The sequence below is a fragment of the Caballeronia telluris genome, assembly GCF_001544495.1.
In the GTDB taxonomy this organism is placed as follows: Bacteria; Pseudomonadota; Gammaproteobacteria; order Burkholderiales; family Burkholderiaceae; genus Caballeronia; species Caballeronia telluris.
On the sequence record NZ_FCNZ02000054.1, the window covers coordinates 1 to 16,564 of the forward strand.

The 16,564-nt window shown below is 61.5% G+C and carries 11 protein-coding genes; 5 read left to right on the forward strand and 6 right to left on the reverse strand.

Annotated elements, in window-relative coordinates:
* Positions 1-78 precede the first annotated feature (78 nt).
* The 4 genes from AWB66_RS30600 to AWB66_RS30615 form a co-directional block, all read right to left on the reverse strand.
* A complete protein-coding gene (locus AWB66_RS30600) occupies positions 79-972 on the reverse strand; it encodes an NAD(P)-dependent oxidoreductase (protein ID WP_200819110.1) in 894 nt (297 codons plus the stop codon).
* Positions 969-1,280 (reverse strand): putative quinol monooxygenase, encoded by a 312-nt coding sequence (locus tag AWB66_RS30605; RefSeq protein WP_087633768.1) that lies wholly within the window; start codon positions 1,278-1,280, stop codon positions 969-971. Before AWB66_RS30605 ends, AWB66_RS30600 begins: the two co-directional genes overlap by 4 nt.
* Positions 1,281-1,316: 36 nt before the next feature.
* Positions 1,317-2,675 (reverse strand): NAD(P)H-dependent oxidoreductase, encoded by a 1,359-nt coding sequence (locus tag AWB66_RS30610; RefSeq protein WP_087633769.1) that lies wholly within the window; start codon positions 2,673-2,675, stop codon positions 1,317-1,319.
* Positions 2,676-2,873: 198 nt separating this feature from the next.
* Positions 2,874-3,764, reverse strand: a complete 891-nt coding sequence (locus AWB66_RS30615; protein ID WP_087633770.1) for a LysR substrate-binding domain-containing protein — start codon at positions 3,762-3,764, stop codon at positions 2,874-2,876.
* A gap of 191 nt (positions 3,765-3,955) precedes the next feature.
* Here AWB66_RS30615 and AWB66_RS30620 point away from each other — a divergent pair, with 191 nt between their 5' ends.
* The 5 genes from AWB66_RS30620 to AWB66_RS33295 all read left to right on the forward strand — a co-directional run bounded on the left by AWB66_RS30620 (position 3,956) and on the right by AWB66_RS33295 (position 11,966).
* Positions 3,956-4,984, forward strand: coding sequence for a TRAP transporter substrate-binding protein (locus AWB66_RS30620; RefSeq protein ID WP_087633771.1), 1,029 nt, complete (start codon positions 3,956-3,958; stop codon positions 4,982-4,984).
* On the forward strand, positions 4,981-6,870 hold the full coding sequence (locus AWB66_RS30625; RefSeq protein WP_087633772.1) for a TRAP transporter large permease: 1,890 nt from the start codon (positions 4,981-4,983) through the stop codon (positions 6,868-6,870). The genes AWB66_RS30620 and AWB66_RS30625 overlap by 4 nt, the downstream gene beginning before the upstream one ends.
* Before the next feature lie 915 nt (positions 6,871-7,785).
* Positions 7,786-9,759 (forward strand): hybrid sensor histidine kinase/response regulator, encoded by a 1,974-nt coding sequence (locus AWB66_RS30630; protein WP_159462979.1) that lies wholly within the window; start codon positions 7,786-7,788, stop codon positions 9,757-9,759.
* Positions 9,760-10,643: 884 nt separating this feature from the next.
* Positions 10,644-11,393: a glutathione S-transferase family protein gene (locus AWB66_RS30635; protein WP_087633774.1), complete on the forward strand. Its 750-nt coding sequence runs from the start codon at positions 10,644-10,646 to the stop codon at positions 11,391-11,393.
* A gap of 261 nt (positions 11,394-11,654) precedes the next feature.
* Positions 11,655-11,966 carry a hypothetical protein gene (locus AWB66_RS33295; protein ID WP_125469845.1) on the forward strand — a complete coding sequence of 104 codons (312 nt, stop codon included), beginning with the start codon at positions 11,655-11,657 and terminating at the stop codon, positions 11,964-11,966.
* Between the two features lie 70 nt (positions 11,967-12,036).
* Here AWB66_RS33295 and mobF read toward each other — a convergent pair whose 3' ends face one another.
* On the reverse strand, positions 12,037-15,015 hold the full coding sequence (gene mobF, locus AWB66_RS30640) for a MobF family relaxase (protein WP_087633775.1): 2,979 nt from the start codon (positions 15,013-15,015) through the stop codon (positions 12,037-12,039).
* On the reverse strand, positions 15,015-16,564 hold a 1,550-nt coding region (locus tag AWB66_RS30645; RefSeq protein ID WP_200819111.1), incomplete at its 5' end, for a type IV secretion system DNA-binding domain-containing protein. The genes AWB66_RS30645 and mobF, both read right to left, overlap by 1 nt.

Below are 16,564 nucleotides of genomic sequence, written 5' to 3' on the forward strand. Positions count from 1 at the left end.
GCCGTAACGTCTTACGGCCTCCCGGAAGAAAGCGTGGAACGACGCATGGTGCGAATCAAAAGTCCGTTCATCCCAATGTCATAACACCGGCAAGCCGTTACGCCTGCGCAGTTCGCGAATCAACGCGCTGTGATCCAGCTCGCCGTCGCCGTGTTCGACCATGTCGTTGAAAAGGCCATCGACGAGTCCCAGCACCGGCAGCTCCAGCCCCACGCTGTGTGCAAAACCCAGTGCGGTTTTCGTATCCTTGATCTGATACTTGGCCGGGCCGCCCGGCTCGAAATCCCGCGCAATCATGCGGGCCGCGTGCTGGCGCAGAATTGTCGAGTCGGCGAATCCGCCGAGGAGCGCCGCGCGGACCTGCGCGGGATCGGCGCCCCCGCGCTCCGCGAGCAGCATCGCTTCTGCGACCGTCGCGATCGTGCTTGCGACCATCATCTGGTTGACGAGCTTCGCGAGCTGCCCTGTACCGGCCGGTCCGATGCGAGTCGGACGGCCCATCGTCTGCAGCACCGCGCGCACGCCTTCGAAGACCGGCGCCTCGCCGCCTGCCATGATCGCGAGCGTGCCGTCCTGCGCGCCTTTCTCGCCGCCGGAGACGGGCGCGTCGAGATAGCCGATGTCGCGCGACGCCGCCGCCGCCGCATGACGCTGCGCGGTATCGACGGGAATAGAGCTCATCACGATCAGCACGCTTCCCGCGCGCATCCTCGCGATGATGCCGTCGTCACCGAGCAGAATATCGTCGCACGCGGGGCCGGAGCTCAGCATGCAGATCACGACATCCGCATCGCGCGCGGCTTCGCTCGAGTGCCCGACTACCTCGATTCCCGCCGTGGCGAGCGGCGCCGCCTTCTCGCGGGTGCGGTTCCACGCCGCGACCCGGTAGCCGGCGCCAGCGATGCGCCGGGCCATCGGCAAGCCCATGATGCCCGTGCCGATGAAGCCCACTGCAAGACTCGCGCGCATCATGCAGACTCGCGACGGCCAAAGCGCACGGGGCGCTCCGTCACGATCAGCGCTGGAAAGCCGGCACGAAAACGATCGAGGTGCGGCGTCTGCAAGTGAGTGTCGAACGCGGCGCGATCGTCGTAAACTTCGTAGAACATGACGCGCGCCGGCGTCTCGTCGAGCTGGACGATGTCGAACTGCCGGCAGCCGGGCTCGTCGGCGAGCGAGTGCCGGGCGTCGTCGCGTGCGAGCGCGAGGAAGTCGCGAACGCAGTCGGCCTTCACTTCGAACTCCGCGACGACCACGAACGCTTCGGTTCCGCTATCCATGTTGGACTCTCCGTTCGATGCCATGATGTCCGCGCCTCACGCTGCCTTCGCCGGCTTGCCGAGCGCACTTTGCTCCATCTCGCGACGCAGCGCGACGACATCGAGATCGCGTTCCAGTTCGACGTCCTCGAAGCGCACGATGGTGTCCTTGGCGACCGGACGCTTGAGTCTGACGTTATGCGCGAGCCCGATCGGCAGGCCGCCGATGGCAAGGCTCTTCGATGCCGGGATCGCATTGGCCCAGACCGCATAGCCGCCTTCGCCGTCGAGCATCTCGCCCGGCTTGAGGTCGCGCTTGGCGGTCGCCACGGCGTCGCCCCGGAATTCCTTCGACGACCCGGTCGCTTCGCCGCGAAGTACGGCCGAAAGTACGCTCACGCTGGTTTCGAGACCGATCATGTGGAACGGGCGCCACATCGAGCCGTACCAGCCGGTCGGATCGACGAGTAGGCCGTATTGCTTGAAGCAGGCGCGCGCGTATTCGTTCGGCGCCTTGAACGTGACGAACACGCCGTAGCGAATGTTGTTGAGCACTTCGCGGCCGTCCGGTTCCTGGCTGGCGGCGATGTCAACGAGGCCGCTGCGCGACAAGCGTCCGCCATCTTCCGCTGGCCGGAATACGCGCGCCAGATCGTGCAGGCCCGCGGGAGGAAACGCAAGACCGTCGTCCGGGCAGTCGAGACCGGTGCCGTTCGCGACTGCCGCCATCTCGATAGCGGCCTTGGTGCCGTCGGTGAACGAGTTGTACATCTTCGGGTTGAAGTCGCCTTTGGCCACTTCCTCATCGGTCCATCCGAAGAAGCTCCACACTGTGTCCGGCGTCGAATAGCGATAGCGCGGTTCGAAGTTCATGCCCTTGCCGGCCGAGGTCAGCTCGAATCCGCACGAGCGCACCCAGTCCACGAGTTCGCAGATGATCGCGGGCTGGTCGCCGTACGCCATGCTGTAGACGAGACCGCGCTCGCGAGCGCGCGCGGCGAGCAGCGGGCCGCACATCGCGTCGGCCTCGACGTTGACCATGACCACATGCTTGTTGTTTTCGATCGCGGCCAATGCGTGACGCACACCGGCGATCGGATGACCCGTCGCTTCGATGATGCATTCGATTTCATCGCAGGCGGCGAGCGCGGCGGCATCGTCGAGGACGCAGGTGGCGCCGGTCTTGACGGCATCGGAGAGGGTACGTGCGCCGTATTGCTCAGCCGGCCAGCCGACTCGCGCAAGCGATGCGCGCGCCTTGCCGACGTCGAGATCGGCGACGCCCACGACATGCAGCCCTTCGATATGGCGGGCCTGCGACAGCACCATCGAGCCGAACTTGCCGGCGCCGATCAGGCCGACGCGAACGGGACGTCCAGATGCGTTGCGTGCCTGGAGCAGACTGGAGAGATTCATGTGCAATCCTTTGTGGTCGAGACTATGGATCGTGGCCGCGAACGCGGCGCGCGGTGATTGGCCGAGGTGGCGTGATCGAAGGCATGACAGCGGTGCGCCTTACTTGCGAGCAAGTGTAGTCAGGGGCTTCTGCCAGAACAATTAACATTTCCGAGGCGATTTGTTAGCCAGGCTTCAACATCAGCGGGCGGCGGGAAGTTAGGACGCGGATTGCCAGGCGGCACGCTCGGCGCGCAGCCAATCGAGGAACAGGATCACTTTTTTCTTGTGCAGATGCTCGAACGGGCAGACGATCCACTGCGTCGTCAGGCGGATCGCCGGGGGCTCGCGCACCGGGCAGATCAACGTGCCGTCGCGCAGCTCGCGCCACATCATGAGCGTGCTTTCGAGCGCGATGCCCATGCCGTCGACGGCGGCATCGATCGCCATATGGCTGCGATCGAACAGTACGCGCTGCCCTGGATCGAGCGGCGCTGCGCGCGCCACCGAGAACCAGTGTGGCCATTGGACCTGCGACTTGATCGAGTAGATGAGTCGATGCCGCTGAAGATCGGCGGCATCGAGACTCGACGGCGCGCAGTACGCGGGCGAGCATACCGGCAGGAACGATTCCTCGGTGAGCGCTTCAACATACACGCCCGGCCATTGCCCGGTGCCGTGACGGATCTCGATGTCGACTGCTTCCTGCGCGAAGTCGGTCATTTCATTGGTGCCGTTCAGGCGCACCTCCAGATCGGGATGGCCGTCGAGGAACGAGCGCAGACGCGGCAAGAGAAACTTGGTGGAGAGCGTTGGAGTCGCGCGTACGGTCAGGAGCGTGACGGAGCGCAACCCGCGTATACGCTGAGTCGCATCCGCGATGCGATCGATCTCCTCTGAAATCATCGCGAAGTAGCGCTCGCCTGCTTCGGTCAATGCCACGCCGCGACCGACCTTCGTCATCAACGCCGTGCCCAAGTGAGTTTCCAGCGACTGGATTTGCTGGCTGACGGCCGATGGCGTTACGTTCAATTCCGCGGCTGCGCGGGAGATGCTCCCCGAACTCGCCGCAGCATGAAAAACACTGATGGCCCGCAATGGCAGATACATGATCACCCTTTAGATTGGCTACACCTTTGCGCAAAATAATTGAATTGTCCTTCACCAACAAGCCTCTTATATTTTGCACACGCAGGACCGGCAGCGCCTCGACAAGAGTCGAACAAGCGCCGCAACGTGCCCCGACGCCATACAGACAAAGTGGCGCGCCACGGTAAGTTCATATAACAGGAGACAGCATCATGAGCACGTCGAACTCGCCGCGCCGCATCTCGCGACGCGCGGTGTTGAAGGCTGCGGCCGCCCTTCCGCTGGTAACGATATGGACCCGGCCTGCACGCGCCGCCGAGTTCACCTACAAGCTCGCTACAGGGCAATCCCTTAATCAGCCGATCAATGCGCGACTTAAAGAAGCCATCGACCGCATTCGCGAAGCGAGCAGCGGCAGGCTCGAGATCCGCTTCTTCCCCGCATCGCAACTCGGCTCGGACACGGACCTGCTGTCGCAGACGCGCTCGGGTGCCGTCGAGTTCCTCAACATCTCGGGCTCGGTGATGTCGACCGTGATCCCGCTCGCGGCCATTACCAATCTCGGCTTTGCGTTCTCGGACTACGATCAGGTCTGGCGGGGCGTCGATGGCGATCTCGGCAAGATCATCCGCGCGCAGATCGACAAGAGCGGGTACGTGTCGGTGTCGAAGGCGGCGGACAACGGCTTCCGGCAGATCACCTCCGCCACGAAACCGATCAAGACGCCCGACGACTTGCGCGGCTACCGCATCCGCGTGCCGGTCTCGCCGATGTTCACTTCGCTCTTTCAGACGCTAGGGGCGAACCCTACGTCGATCAACTTCAACGAGCTATACACCGCGTTGCAGACGCATCTCGTGGACGGTCAGGAAAACGGCCTCGTCACGATCGAGGCGGGCAAGCTGTATGAAGTGCAGAAATATGTCGCCGAGACCAATCACATCTGGGACCCGTTCTGGCTGCTTGGCAACCCGCGCGCATTCAACGCGCTGCCCGACGATCTCAAGACGATCGTGAGACGCGAATTCGACCGGGCGAGTGTCGAGCAGCGCGCGGACGTCGCGCGATTGAATACGTCGCTGAAGTCGCAGCTCTCCAGCAAGGGACTGACGTTCGTTCCCGCCGACAGGGACGCGTTCCGCGCAGCGCTCTCGAAGTCCGGCTTCTATACGCAATGGCGCGACAAGTTCGGCGCCAGCGCGTGGAGCGCCCTCGAAGCGGTGACGGGGAAAATATCATGAGCGCCGCGCACAATCTGGAGGTGCCGGGACCCTCGTTCGTGCGCGACGCGCACGGCGAGAGCGTCATCGAACGCTGGTTGCGTCGCGGGATCGAGGTGCTCGCGGCGGCGGCGGTCGTGGGCGAGGTGGCGCTGCTGTTTGTCGGCATCGTGGCGCGCGCGGTGTTTCATCAGCCGCTGATCTGGTCGGACGAACTCGCGTCCATTCTGTTCCTCTGGCTTGCGATGCTGGGCAGCGCGCTCGCGGTGCAGCGTTCGTGTCACATGCGGCTGACGTTCTTCGTATCGCACATGTCGCCCCGCGCGCAGGCCTGGGCCGAGACGCTCGCGGTCGCCGCCGCCGCGGCGTTTTTCGCGCTGGTGATGCATCCCGCATACGACTATGTGCAGGACCAGGCATTCGTGGAAACGCCGGCACTCGGCTGGTCGGGCTCGGTCAGGGCACTAGCGATTCCGTTCGGCTGCGTGGCGGCGCTGGTGAGTTGCGGCCTGCGCCTCGCGCGGCATGACCGGCGCCATATCGTCGGTGCGATTGCGCTGATGTTGCTGATCGCCGTCGGCTGCTATCTTGCCAAGGCGCCCTTGACGCACATGGGACAGGGCGCGCTGCTGGTGTTCTTCGTCGGCGTCCTTGGCGCAGCAGTGATGGCGGGCGTGCCGATCGCCTTCGCGTTCTCGCTCGCGACGAGCGCCTATCTGCTCACGACCACGTCGACGCCGCTCAGCGTGGTGGTGGGACGAATGGACGAAGGCATGAGCACGCTGATCCTGCTCGCCGTGCCGATGTTCGTGTTGCTCGGGCAACTCGTCCATGTCACGGGCGTGGCGCGCGTGATGGTGGCATTTCTCGCGTCGCTGCTCGGTCACGTTCGGGGCGGCATGTCCTATGTATTGCTCGGCGCCATGCTGCTGATTTCGGGAATCTCTGGATCGAAGACGGCCGATATGGCGGCTGTTGCGCCTGTGCTCTTCCCCGAGATGCGCAAGCGCGGGATGAAGGATGGTGAACTCGTGTCGTTGCTTGCCGCGTCCGGCGCGATGAGCGAGACGATTCCGCCGTCGCTGGTGCTGATCGCGATCGCGTCGGTGACCGGCATATCGATTGCAGCGCTCTTTACCGCAGGCATCTTGCCGGCGATCGTGCTTGCGTTCGTGCTCGGGGTCGTCGCGTGGTGGCGTGCGGGACGCGAGGAAGAAACGGATGAAAGCCGTGCGGGAGCGGTGAGGGCACCGTGGTCGCAAGTGCGCCGCACCTTCGTGATCGCGTTGCCGGCGCTGCTGCTTCCGTTCCTGATCCGCAGTGCGGTGGTGGAAGGCATCGCGACCGCGACGGAAGTATCGACCATCGGTATCGCCTATTCGCTCGTGATCGGCCTGTTGATCTATCGCGGCGGCCTGAAGTGGAAAGCGATCATGCCGATGCTGCTGCAGACGGCGGCATTGTCCGGCGCGATTCTGTTTATCGTCGGGGCGGCGAGTGCGATGGGCTGGGCGCTGACGCAGTCGGGTTTCTCGCACGACCTCGCCAACATGATGACGAGAGTCCCCGGCGGTGCTGCCGGCTTCATGCTGGTGTCGATCGTTGCGTTCATCGTCCTCGGCAGCGTGCTCGAGGGCATCCCGGCCATCGTTCTGTTCGGGCCGCTGCTGTTCCCGGTTGCGCATCAGCTCGGCATCCACGAAGTGCACTATGCGATGGTCGTCGTGCTCGCGATGGGGCTCGGCGTTTTCGCGCCGCCGTTCGGCTTGTGTTACTACGCCGCGTGTATCATCGGCGAGGTATCGCCTGAAGCGGGACTCAAGCGGATATGGGTCTATCTGGGCATGCTGCTTCTCGGGCTGATTGCGATAGCCTTGGTTCCCTGGATCTCGATCGGCTTTCTTTGAACTTATCGAATATATGAGGTGTTTAGGGCTGATCGCACTTGCCGGCTCGGGCAGTGTGGTTTCGCCCCCGTGCGAGTAGCGATGTGTGTCGCCTCAAGCAATTGGTGGAGGCATATAGCGCGGTAAGTTAGGCCGCTTCGACGCCGCTCAGATAACCGACATCCCACCTTTCGGAGCGAACGCCATGGTTCGGATGCAGCGATCCATGCACACGAGCCGGCGCGCATCGGACAAGGCTCGTCTACTAACGAAATTCATCGCTGCCCGAAGCGCCACATTGTCCGGAACCTTGAGCGCCTTCGGCAGTTGGTCTGCTTGTACAAAAGGGCGAATACCTATCGGCAAGCTTTGTTGGCGAATGACTGCTGTCCATTCGAAACGGGACATCACGCGAGTGACGCCGCGAGCGGCAGCAAGGGGTCGCGTACTGCCGCTCGTCGCACGCACGGATCGATCGCATAACGATGGGAAAGGGTCGGTCCACTTCCAGCCCGCCTGTCCGCGCGCGTTCCTCGGAAACCCGAGCGGAATCAGTTGCGCGCACGGAATCGCGTTGTTCATCTTGTTCGGCACGCAAGCGACACGACCGATGACACCGGAGGTACGACGTAGTCATGCTGGAAGTACCGTGCGTTACCTCGGGATTGAGGTAGACGACGCGCTCGAAATGGCAGAGCAAACCGAAGTCGACAGGTCATGACCAGCGAGCGGGCGCTTGCCGGGCCACAGCCGGTCATTCCACACAGCGTGGATCTTCGACATTCGATGATTGAGGACCAGCGCAGCAGCGAAATGAACCTCGAGCACCATTCGACCGGCAGGTATTTTCGCGCGCCAAAGTGAATCATTCGCAAAATAAAGTAAGAGGAATGTTTAATGCTTCCCGAGCGGGCAACGTTCAAATTGGGACATTCCATGATCGTTCGAATTAACCAGTTGCCGCGGATGAAGCGGCTACTGTTCGGAATTGCGGCTACAGCCGTCGTACTACTGGCGCAGCAGGCACTGACAATGTTTGCTCATGGGCGCCTGACGTTTCTCCTTATCGGTGCGTCCCTGCCGTTTATTACCGTGCTCTTTGGCGCCCCGTCGGGCTTTCTGGTTCTGGTCAGCGGCATTTGCTTCGGCGCGCTTTGGATGCCGCCTGCGGGTCTTGCTGTTGCGCAGCCAGAAGACCGTGCCGTCCTACTCGCGTACGCGGTCGTCGGCAGTATTCTGGTGGTGGCCGGACGGCAACTGGCGGAGGTGGCAAGACGGGCAGGAAAAGCTGAAGCGGCTACGCAAGATGCTGCCGATCGACTTCTGCGACTCGAGCGCGACGCGCGGCAGCGGTTTGATGTGGCGCTGAACAGTGCTGGCGTGCCGTTTTTCATCGTGACTCCGGTGGTGCGCGATGGCCACGTCGCAGAGCTTCGGTGGGACTACCTAAACGAGGCGGCGGCTCAGCTATTCAGCCAAGCCGCAGGCGTCGTGATCGGCAGTTCTAGTTCATATGTCCGTCCGGCAGGATGGGATGCCGACATTTTGCTCGAGCGTCTTGCACCGCTTGCTGAACGGCATGGGCAAGAGGCCTTTGACGTGCGCGTTCAAGGAGGCAACGGGGAGCAATGGTTTCACGTCGTCGCCGCGTCGCTCGACGGTTCGGTCGTCGCGTGGTTTGGCGACGTGACTGCCCGAGTGCGAGCCGAACAGGCGCTCGCTGAAGCGGACCGCCGCAAGGACGAGTTTCTCGCGACGCTCGCTCATGAACTGCGCAACCCGCTTGCCCCCATCAGACAAGTCGCAGAGATCCTAGAACAGCCCGGGCTTACCGATGAGCGCAGAAAGTGGTGCACCACGTTGCTGCGCCGGCAGTCCGCGGCAATGGCACTTCTATTGGATGACCTATTGGACGTCTCGCGCATCACGCGCGGGGCGCTGACACTGCGCAAGGAAGCGGTGGCGCTCAAGGAGGTTGTTGACGATGCAGTCGAAACCGCGAGACCAATGCTCGACGGCAAGGGTCACGAGCTTGACGTCAAGCTCCCCGCCCGCCCGCTCCACGTTGAGGTTGACCGCCTGCGGCTGGCGCAGGTGCTAGCTAACCTGCTGACGAACGCCGCAAAGTACACGCCACCAGGCGGACGAATCGACTTGACTGTAGTGGCCGATGATGCAGAGATCGTTATTTCGGTGGCAGACAACGGCATCGGCGTTGAGTCTGAAAAGCTGTCGGCTATTTTTTTGATGTTTTCTCAGGTGGACCCAGACCATCATCGACAGGGCGGCCTGGGCATCGGACTCGCGCTCTCAAAATCGCTGATCGAGCTTCACGGCGGCCGGGTGACGGCGTCAAGCGCTGGAAAAGACCGAGGAAGCTGCTTCGCCATTCACCTTCCGGCAAGCTCAAGGGTGATCCCACCATCGGTCCAGCCGCTGACGGTGCCGGCTGTCGCGTCGGTAGACAAGCATCGCATCCTCGTCGTAGACGACAATGTCGATGCGGCTGACGCGATGACGGCGCTCCTGGAGCTGGAGGGGCATGAAGTACGGACTGTGTACTCGGGTGAGGAAGCCGTCGACATCCTCACTCACTACAGCCCGGACGTAGTTTTGCTTGACCTTGGGCTGCCCGGTATAAGTGGACTTGAGGTCGCTCGCCGGTTAAGAGCGATGCCAGACATAAACGATGTGACGCTTATTGCCGTCACTGGTTGGGGGCAGCCCCAGGACCGGGCGCGGACGGTGGACGCCGGATTCGACTTCCATTTCACAAAACCGGTCGATGTAGGCAGGCTCAATTTAGCAATTCAAAGTGCGGCAACGGCGGTAGCCAATATCCGACCGCAGCATAGCTCGGCAGCGGTTGATGATGCGACGGGCAAAGTGGCTTTGGTAAACAGTGTGTAGCTCATCGCCAAAAGAAAGGCCCGCCGGAACGGACCCAGGTCTTGATCCAACCCTTGCCGGCATCCGTTTTCGCCACCCCCAACGTTAAGGCGTACCGGTCGCCTGAATAAGGACCGAGTCAGAAGAATTCTTGGGGCGCGCCGGCATGAGCATTGCTGCACTGCACCGTGCATCACCTCTCCTGAAATTAACCCCGCTGCGGCGGGGTCCTTTTTAGCCAAGCTGAGGCGTCCCTTGCGCTCCGGGGCCATCAGTCGGTACGCGGCTTTTCCTGGTTTGCCTGTACGTGTCGTCCACTCGCCGCTGGGTCCCGTCGTCCGGTCCTGGCATTGCGGGATCCCCGGTTAAAACAGCATATTTTGCGTCGAGTTTCGACGCGTTGGATTGCGCGCCTCCGTCGGGCGGGCCTTCAGTTGGTTTTCCTCGGAAATTGACTAAGCTATGGATTGCGCCACTCGGAAGGAGTGTCGAGAGGTCATGACTTGCCCGCTTCGGCGGGCTTCTTTTTTTGTCGATATTCGCGTCATGGGGACAAAATAGAGGCCGCCGCGCGATGCCCCGTTCCGGTGCGGGCAGCTCGCCAACTCGCCCCAAATCGTCATCGCGTGGCCGCCGGGCTGCTTAACGGGCGCGGGAATCGATACCGCCCGCGGCGCTGCAACGTGCATGCGGACGTCGAGATGGTTGCCGGGCCGCTAAGTTTGCCAACGCGACGTTCCAGTTTTCCGAGGGAATTCTTTGCATTTCATTGCGTCCAGTCGCGCGCTAAGCCTATCTGAATCTATCCTTCGATAGTGCCGCCGTCTTGTTTCGTGTACATGCGCATTTTGGCGCAGCGATAACAATGAAGTAGTTAGGGTGATACAGCCATCAAGGGAGCCAAGATGCGCAAGCTGTTCTTCACGACGGGATCGCCCTTCGCTCGTGCCGTCCGAATCGTGCTTGTCGAGAAGGGACTCGATTTTGAGCGCGAGGAGACCTTTACGACGCCCGGCGTCGAAGAGCGTGCGAAGGTCGCGCCGACCCTTCAGGTTCCCACCTTGGTTGATGGCGACCTGACGCTTTGGGATTCCGCTGTGATCATCGACTACCTCATGTCCAGCTATCCAGACGCGCCTGCGCCCGCAGGCATGGAGCCCCTGGCAACCGACTATGTGCGCGCCACGGAAAGCTGGCATGACAAGCTCGTTCTCGCGACGTTACAGACGTTCGGCGCGTCGACGACGATGGTGTCGCAATTGCAGTGGTCTGGGGTCAAACATGAAGACAATGTCCATGCGGCGCGATGCGCCGTGCGCAACCAGTACCTGCTCGATTGGTTCGAAACCCAACTTATTGGCGCTGAAGGCGCTTTCGTCCCCGGCGTCACTTCGGCTCAGGACATCTTGCTTACGTGCGTCTGTCAGTTCATTGAAACGCGCCCATTGCGATTGTCCTGGCGTTCTCCTGGCCGACCCAAGGTCGCGTCGTTGGTCGCTCGAATGAAAAGGCGACCTTCTCTCCAGCAGGAAGCTGCACTTTGGTGGGAGCCCGGGGTGACATACGCCACTGCGGCCGAGATGGAATGGGCAAGAAAAAAAACCATTCATGGCGGGCTCAGCTTCAGTGAATGGTCGTCCCGGCCCGCAAGCTAAGGTAATGGTTCGATGCCAATCGAACCATTGCATCGCATTTCGCCGGCTGCATCGGGGCGACGCCAAGGAAGATCTGAAAGATGCGGCCGACGATGCATCGAAGCCGTTTATGTATGCATCCAAGACGGAAGCCACCGTCAGTTTGACCAGGACCCGCTGCTCGAAGCGGGTTTCCCCTCACCGCGATTTTTCTCGGGGCGCGGACCGCCATTGAGGCACGCAATTTGCGTGTCGTCCTAGAAAATTCCTTAACGGACAAGTATGAAAGCAACAATTTGGGGCCATACCGACCTGGCCGAAGGGCATGAAGAGGTCCATCGTTTTGCATTCGAATTGCACGATGGAAGTGCAGCGCCGCCCGTCCGCGAATCTGTTTCCCTGCGTACTGCTCGGGTTGTGGTCGCCCATCTGCAAGATGGCAACGCATTGATTCAGATGTTCCGAGCCATCGTCAATAGCGAGTCGCCAAACTACGATAAATTAATCGGACAGAGCTTCGAGGACGATTTCATCCAGAATGGTCCGAGCGATCGTGTTGACGACTCCCCGGCCTGGCAAAACGCCGAGCGCTGAGTATGTGACTAACCCGCACGTTGGATCGGTATCCGTGCGGCACGGCGCAAGCGCTGTCAGCAGGCACGAACTAGACGCCCATCGCCATATCAGGGCCGCCTTGCTCTTTCTGCTTCGGCGCCTTTGGTCCGTCGAGCGCTTGCCCGTTCTTCCCGTGTTCCTTCTCGACGTGCCGCTGTAGCTGGCTGATTTCGAGCGCGGCGGTTTTATCGGCTTCGCGGGACACTGCGGCCGGAAGACGTTTGCCGTCGTCCGTAAAAATCTCGGCCTCGTACCGAGCGCGCGACACGGCGACGTAGTACACGTCCTTTGCCGTCGTCAGCGAGCGCGTTTCAAGGTTGATCAGCGCCTTGTCGCACGTCAGCCCCTGTGCGCTGTGGACGGTCGATGCGTAGGCGAGCGACGCATACATCGCCTGGTCGGCATCGAGGGTGATACGCCGCCCTCCTCCCTCCACGATGATTTCCTTTTCGCGAATTTCCTTCACGGTGAATCGGTCGCCGTTGGCCAGATCGCGGTCCTTGTCGTTTCGCGTGATTTTGATTTGGTCGCCCACGGCCAGTTCCGTGCGCTCGGGTTTGTACACCGAAAGCTGCGTGGTTTGCGCCGGTGAGACCGTGAGAACGGCACCGTCCGCGCCGCGCACGGTCAAGCGGTTTCCGGGGCCCGTATCGAGCACGGTGTACTGCTCGCCGCGCTTCAGGCCGCTCCGATAATCGCGCTCGGGAATGATGATCGCGCCCTTCTCATAGTATTTGCTGTGCCGCCGTTCGGCCCGCGTCGTATCGAGCCGGTCCAACAGCGTGTATTCAATGCCGGTGCCCTTCAGGCCGAGCGCCCGTTGGATGCCGTCGTTGATTTCCTTTCGACTGTGGTTCGTGCCGGTGATCACGAGCGTTTCGGTGCGCTCGGCCGGCGCCAGCCCAGCATAGGCTTGCACGATCGCGCTGTATCGCTGATTCGAATCCTTGACCTCACGGACGCGCGTAATGTGCGCGAGCGAAGCCGCGGCCTTGCCCACTGCGGCCAGCTCGACCGCTTTCAATAACTCCGGGTGTTTCTGGCGCTGGATGGTCCTGATCTCAGTCGATTGCATACCGGCAGCCAAAAGCTGCTCGAAGGGTTTGCCCGCCTCGATGGCCTTGGTCTGCGCGGTGTCGCCGAGAAAAACGGCGCGCGCGCCGGTCGCCTCAATGACCTTCATCGTTTCGAGCATCTGACGCGCCGGGATGACGCCCGCCTCGTCAATGAAAACGACCGTATTGCCGTCCAGTTTCTTGTTCTTCGCCTTCAGAAACGATTGCAGCGTGCGTGTCTCGATGCCAGATTCCTCGAGCGCCTTTTTCTGACTGCCATAGGGCGCGAGTGCGCTCACGTGATAGCCGTGTTCCTCCAGCAGCTCCTTCGCGGACTTCATCATGTAGCTCTTGCCCACGCCAGCGAACCCGGGGACAGCCATGAACTGGTTCGTGGTGTCGGCGATGCGCGCGACGGCGCGCGCCTGTTCGACGTTGAGTCCTGGCCGCTCGTCGGTGCGGGTTCGCGTCGCCAGATAGGCGTCGATCTGCTGCGCGGTGAGGCGCGCCTCGATTCTGAGGCGCCCGGCGCGCTCGAGTGCGAGAATGTCTCGCTCGCGACGCTGCGCAATATGCGTCGTGTATCGGGTGCCCGTGTCCTGCAGACGACCTTTGGCGATACCGCTGTCGACCATCGCCTTCGCCTGTTCGCGGGTGCGATTACCCGTCATCAGCTCGGCAATCCACTGCTCGCGCGTGAGCGCAGGGCCTCCCAGTGCGGCTTTGGCGTCCTTTCCATCTCTGCGCGCCGGGTTCATCGACCGATAAAGCGTGTCCTCTTTGATCAGATGGCCGCCGTCCTTCGCGCGGTCGATTGCGGCGCGAATGTCGGAAGCGGACAAGCGCCCGTAACCGTGCTTCAAGGCAACCGCGAGCAACGCTTCGCCGGTCACGATCGCCTGCCGTTCCGTCAAGCTCCTGATGGCAAAGCGCACCGTTTGATCGGCATGGTATTCAAGCGGCTTTTCGATCTGCGGCGCGCGAGTGCGGGATCGGTTGCGGCCGTCTGCACTGACATCGTCTTTACCGAGACCGTCCTTTTCGGCACCGTCCTTACCCACGCCGTCCTTACCCACACCGGCCCATTCGCGGCTGTGGAAGTCGATGCCAAGCTCTTTGGCGCGTGCCTGCCATGCGGCGCGCACATTGTCGCGGTCGATTGCGGTCTTGCGCTCCCGCGTTTGCATTGCGGCGCGGTCACGCTGCGATGGCGTCGCGGTCTCCCGGTCGAGCCCCCATGCTGCGAGCTGGGCGTCAATCTGGTTGCGTCGTCCGCTGAATTCGTGAATCTGATGGTCGGTAAAATGCGCGAGGTCGAACGTGCCGTTGCGGTCGTACCGCAGCAAGAAGCCCTGTCGCTCAAGCTCCTTCGCCAGTTCCGCCTTATAAACGTTGCCCAGGTGACTCAACGAATGGACGATGCCGTCGTTGACGAGTGCGCGCCACTCGCCGTTGTGCCGCTGCGTCATGTTGAGCACGAAGGCGTGCGTGTGCAGGTCGGGATCGACTTCACGCGAGGTTTCATGCCGGAAGGTCGCGACCACGAGCTTGTTGGTGCGCTCGACGCTGGTCTTGCCCTTCGCGGTGTAACGGGCGGCCGCGAGCATTTCGGCCTCGCGAACGGCGGCGGCCACAGCCTTGTCGTGGGCGGCGATAATCTTCTCGTCGCCGTGAACTAGCGCCTGCAATGACACGCCCTTGGGAGCCGAGAATGTGAGGTCGTAGCCTAAACGCTCCTTCCGGGCCTCGGACGGCTTGGTCCGCCGCAGATGAGTCTGCTGGTCTATCCGACCGTCCAGAAGCTCGGCAAAACGGCGCTGCTCAACCGTGCCGGACAGGCCCAAAACCTCAGCGCCCTGGCCGTGCCACTGCATGGCGCTACCATCCTTCGCGTAATAGTCGTCTGCGCTGTCGGCGTAGTAATTCACGACCTTGCCGACGTTCTGTCGCTTGATCGTCGTGATGTTCAGCATCAGGACGCCCCCATGATTTCACCATCGAGGGAGATCATTCCGGGCACGCGGTGTCGGCGGGTGTAGGTGACGGGCTCCGTCTTGAACTTTGCGATCGGCAGATCGCCGGGAAAGGCAAGATAGCCTTCGAGGTTCGGCATTCGCATCAGCTCCGACGGAAGCACGACCAGCTCCGGCTTGATTTCCTCGTTCTGGTTGTGAGTGCCCGCCCCGCCGAAGGATTTGCGACTGCGGCCCGAGCGATGCCGCATCACTTCATGCTGGCCGAGCGCCCGCGCCATCTTTTCTGCGGTCTTCTCGCCCATGCGGCCGATGGGAAGCGCCACCATTGTTCGATGGTTGCCGAGCATGGTTTCGGCTAAGTTCTCACCATAGACATCGACCAACTGCGTGTAAGTCTGATAGCCGGATACAACGCGCAAGCCCTTCTTGCGACCCTTGGTCAGCGCGTCGCCCAAGGTCGGCAGCCGCGCGAGCGACTCCAGTTCGTCCAGATAAACCCACAGGCGCCGGTCCGGGTCGGTACTCATGCCGAGCACGCTGCTGAAAATCGTGTCGACGAAGCAGGAAATCAGCGGCACCAAAGCGGCGCGAGTATTTTCCGTCCAGGTGATATACAGATTCCCCCCGTTCGGATCGGCAATCCAGTCACGCAACGAAAAATGGCCCAGTGGCATTTCCAGATGCGGCGGGATTTTATTACTGAGCACAAAACGCGCGCTGCCCGACGCCCTGCTATTTCCCGTAAAAAGCGCCTGTGCATTGGTTCCTTCGACGAATTCCTCCAGTTCCTCCAAACTCCGGCGATTCGTCCAGTCAAACACTTGATCCATTGTCGGATTGCGCTCGGTGGCGTAGACCTTCCGTGCAACCTCGGCAAAGAGCAACCGCCCATAGTCATTCCATTCTTCCGACTCTGCACTGCCTGAGCGTTGAATAATCGAAGCCGAGTAACGCTTAAAATCGTAGTCGGCCCGAATCTCATTAAAGAACGACCACCCTTCTGAGCGCGCGTCATACGGATTGAGAATCTTGTCGCCCTTGCGATAAAAATTCGACAGGAATTCGCCGTCAGGATCGAGGACGACCATTCGATCGCCGCGCGCAAGGCAGCAGACCATCATTTCTTTAAACACCGTAGATTTACCGCTCCCAGTCGATCCGCCAATCGAAACGTGGGTATTTTCTGCGTCGGTCGGCATCGGAACGCCCGCAATCGTGATTTGCTTTTTTCCCTTTTCGGTTGTTTTTCGCGCGAGCTCAGAGGCGGTGACGATCTGCGTGCCTCGGTAGAATTTGGAAAATGTTGCGCCCTTGAAGGGCTGCTTTGCGGCCTTGACGGTGAACACGATACCGATCAGCGCGATCATTTCGCCCACAATCAACGCCGTCCACAATGGCCAGAGGCCGAATGAGTTGCGGATCAAGGACGGCATGACATCGCGCACTGTTTGAGGCGTAAATCCATAGACGGCTTTGGCGGTGATGAACCATGCGAAAAGCGGCACGATCAGCATCGCGGCAAGCGCAGCCTGGCGCTTCTGAATAT

Bases quoted from the DNA above. Each gene is read 5' to 3' on its own strand.
- AWB66_RS30600 (WP_200819110.1), bottom strand. From the start codon at position 972: ATGATGCGCGCGAGTCTTGCAGTGGGCTTCATCGGCACGGGCATCATG.
- AWB66_RS30605 (WP_087633768.1), bottom strand. From the start codon at position 1,280: ATGGATAGCGGAACCGAAGCGTTCGTGGTCGTCGCGGAGTTCGAAGTG.
- AWB66_RS30610 (WP_087633769.1), bottom strand. From the start codon at position 2,675: ATGAATCTCTCCAGTCTGCTCCAGGCACGCAACGCATCTGGACGTCCC.
- AWB66_RS30615 (WP_087633770.1), bottom strand. From the start codon at position 3,764: ATGTATCTGCCATTGCGGGCCATCAGTGTTTTTCATGCTGCGGCGAGT.
- AWB66_RS30620 (WP_087633771.1), top strand. From the start codon at position 3,956: ATGAGCACGTCGAACTCGCCGCGCCGCATCTCGCGACGCGCGGTGTTG.
- AWB66_RS30625 (WP_087633772.1), top strand. From the start codon at position 4,981: ATGAGCGCCGCGCACAATCTGGAGGTGCCGGGACCCTCGTTCGTGCGC.
- AWB66_RS30630 (WP_159462979.1), top strand. From the start codon at position 7,786: ATGATCGTTCGAATTAACCAGTTGCCGCGGATGAAGCGGCTACTGTTC.
- AWB66_RS30635 (WP_087633774.1), top strand. From the start codon at position 10,644: ATGCGCAAGCTGTTCTTCACGACGGGATCGCCCTTCGCTCGTGCCGTC.
- AWB66_RS33295 (WP_125469845.1), top strand. From the start codon at position 11,655: ATGAAAGCAACAATTTGGGGCCATACCGACCTGGCCGAAGGGCATGAA.
- mobF (WP_087633775.1), bottom strand. From the start codon at position 15,015: ATGCTGAACATCACGACGATCAAGCGACAGAACGTCGGCAAGGTCGTG.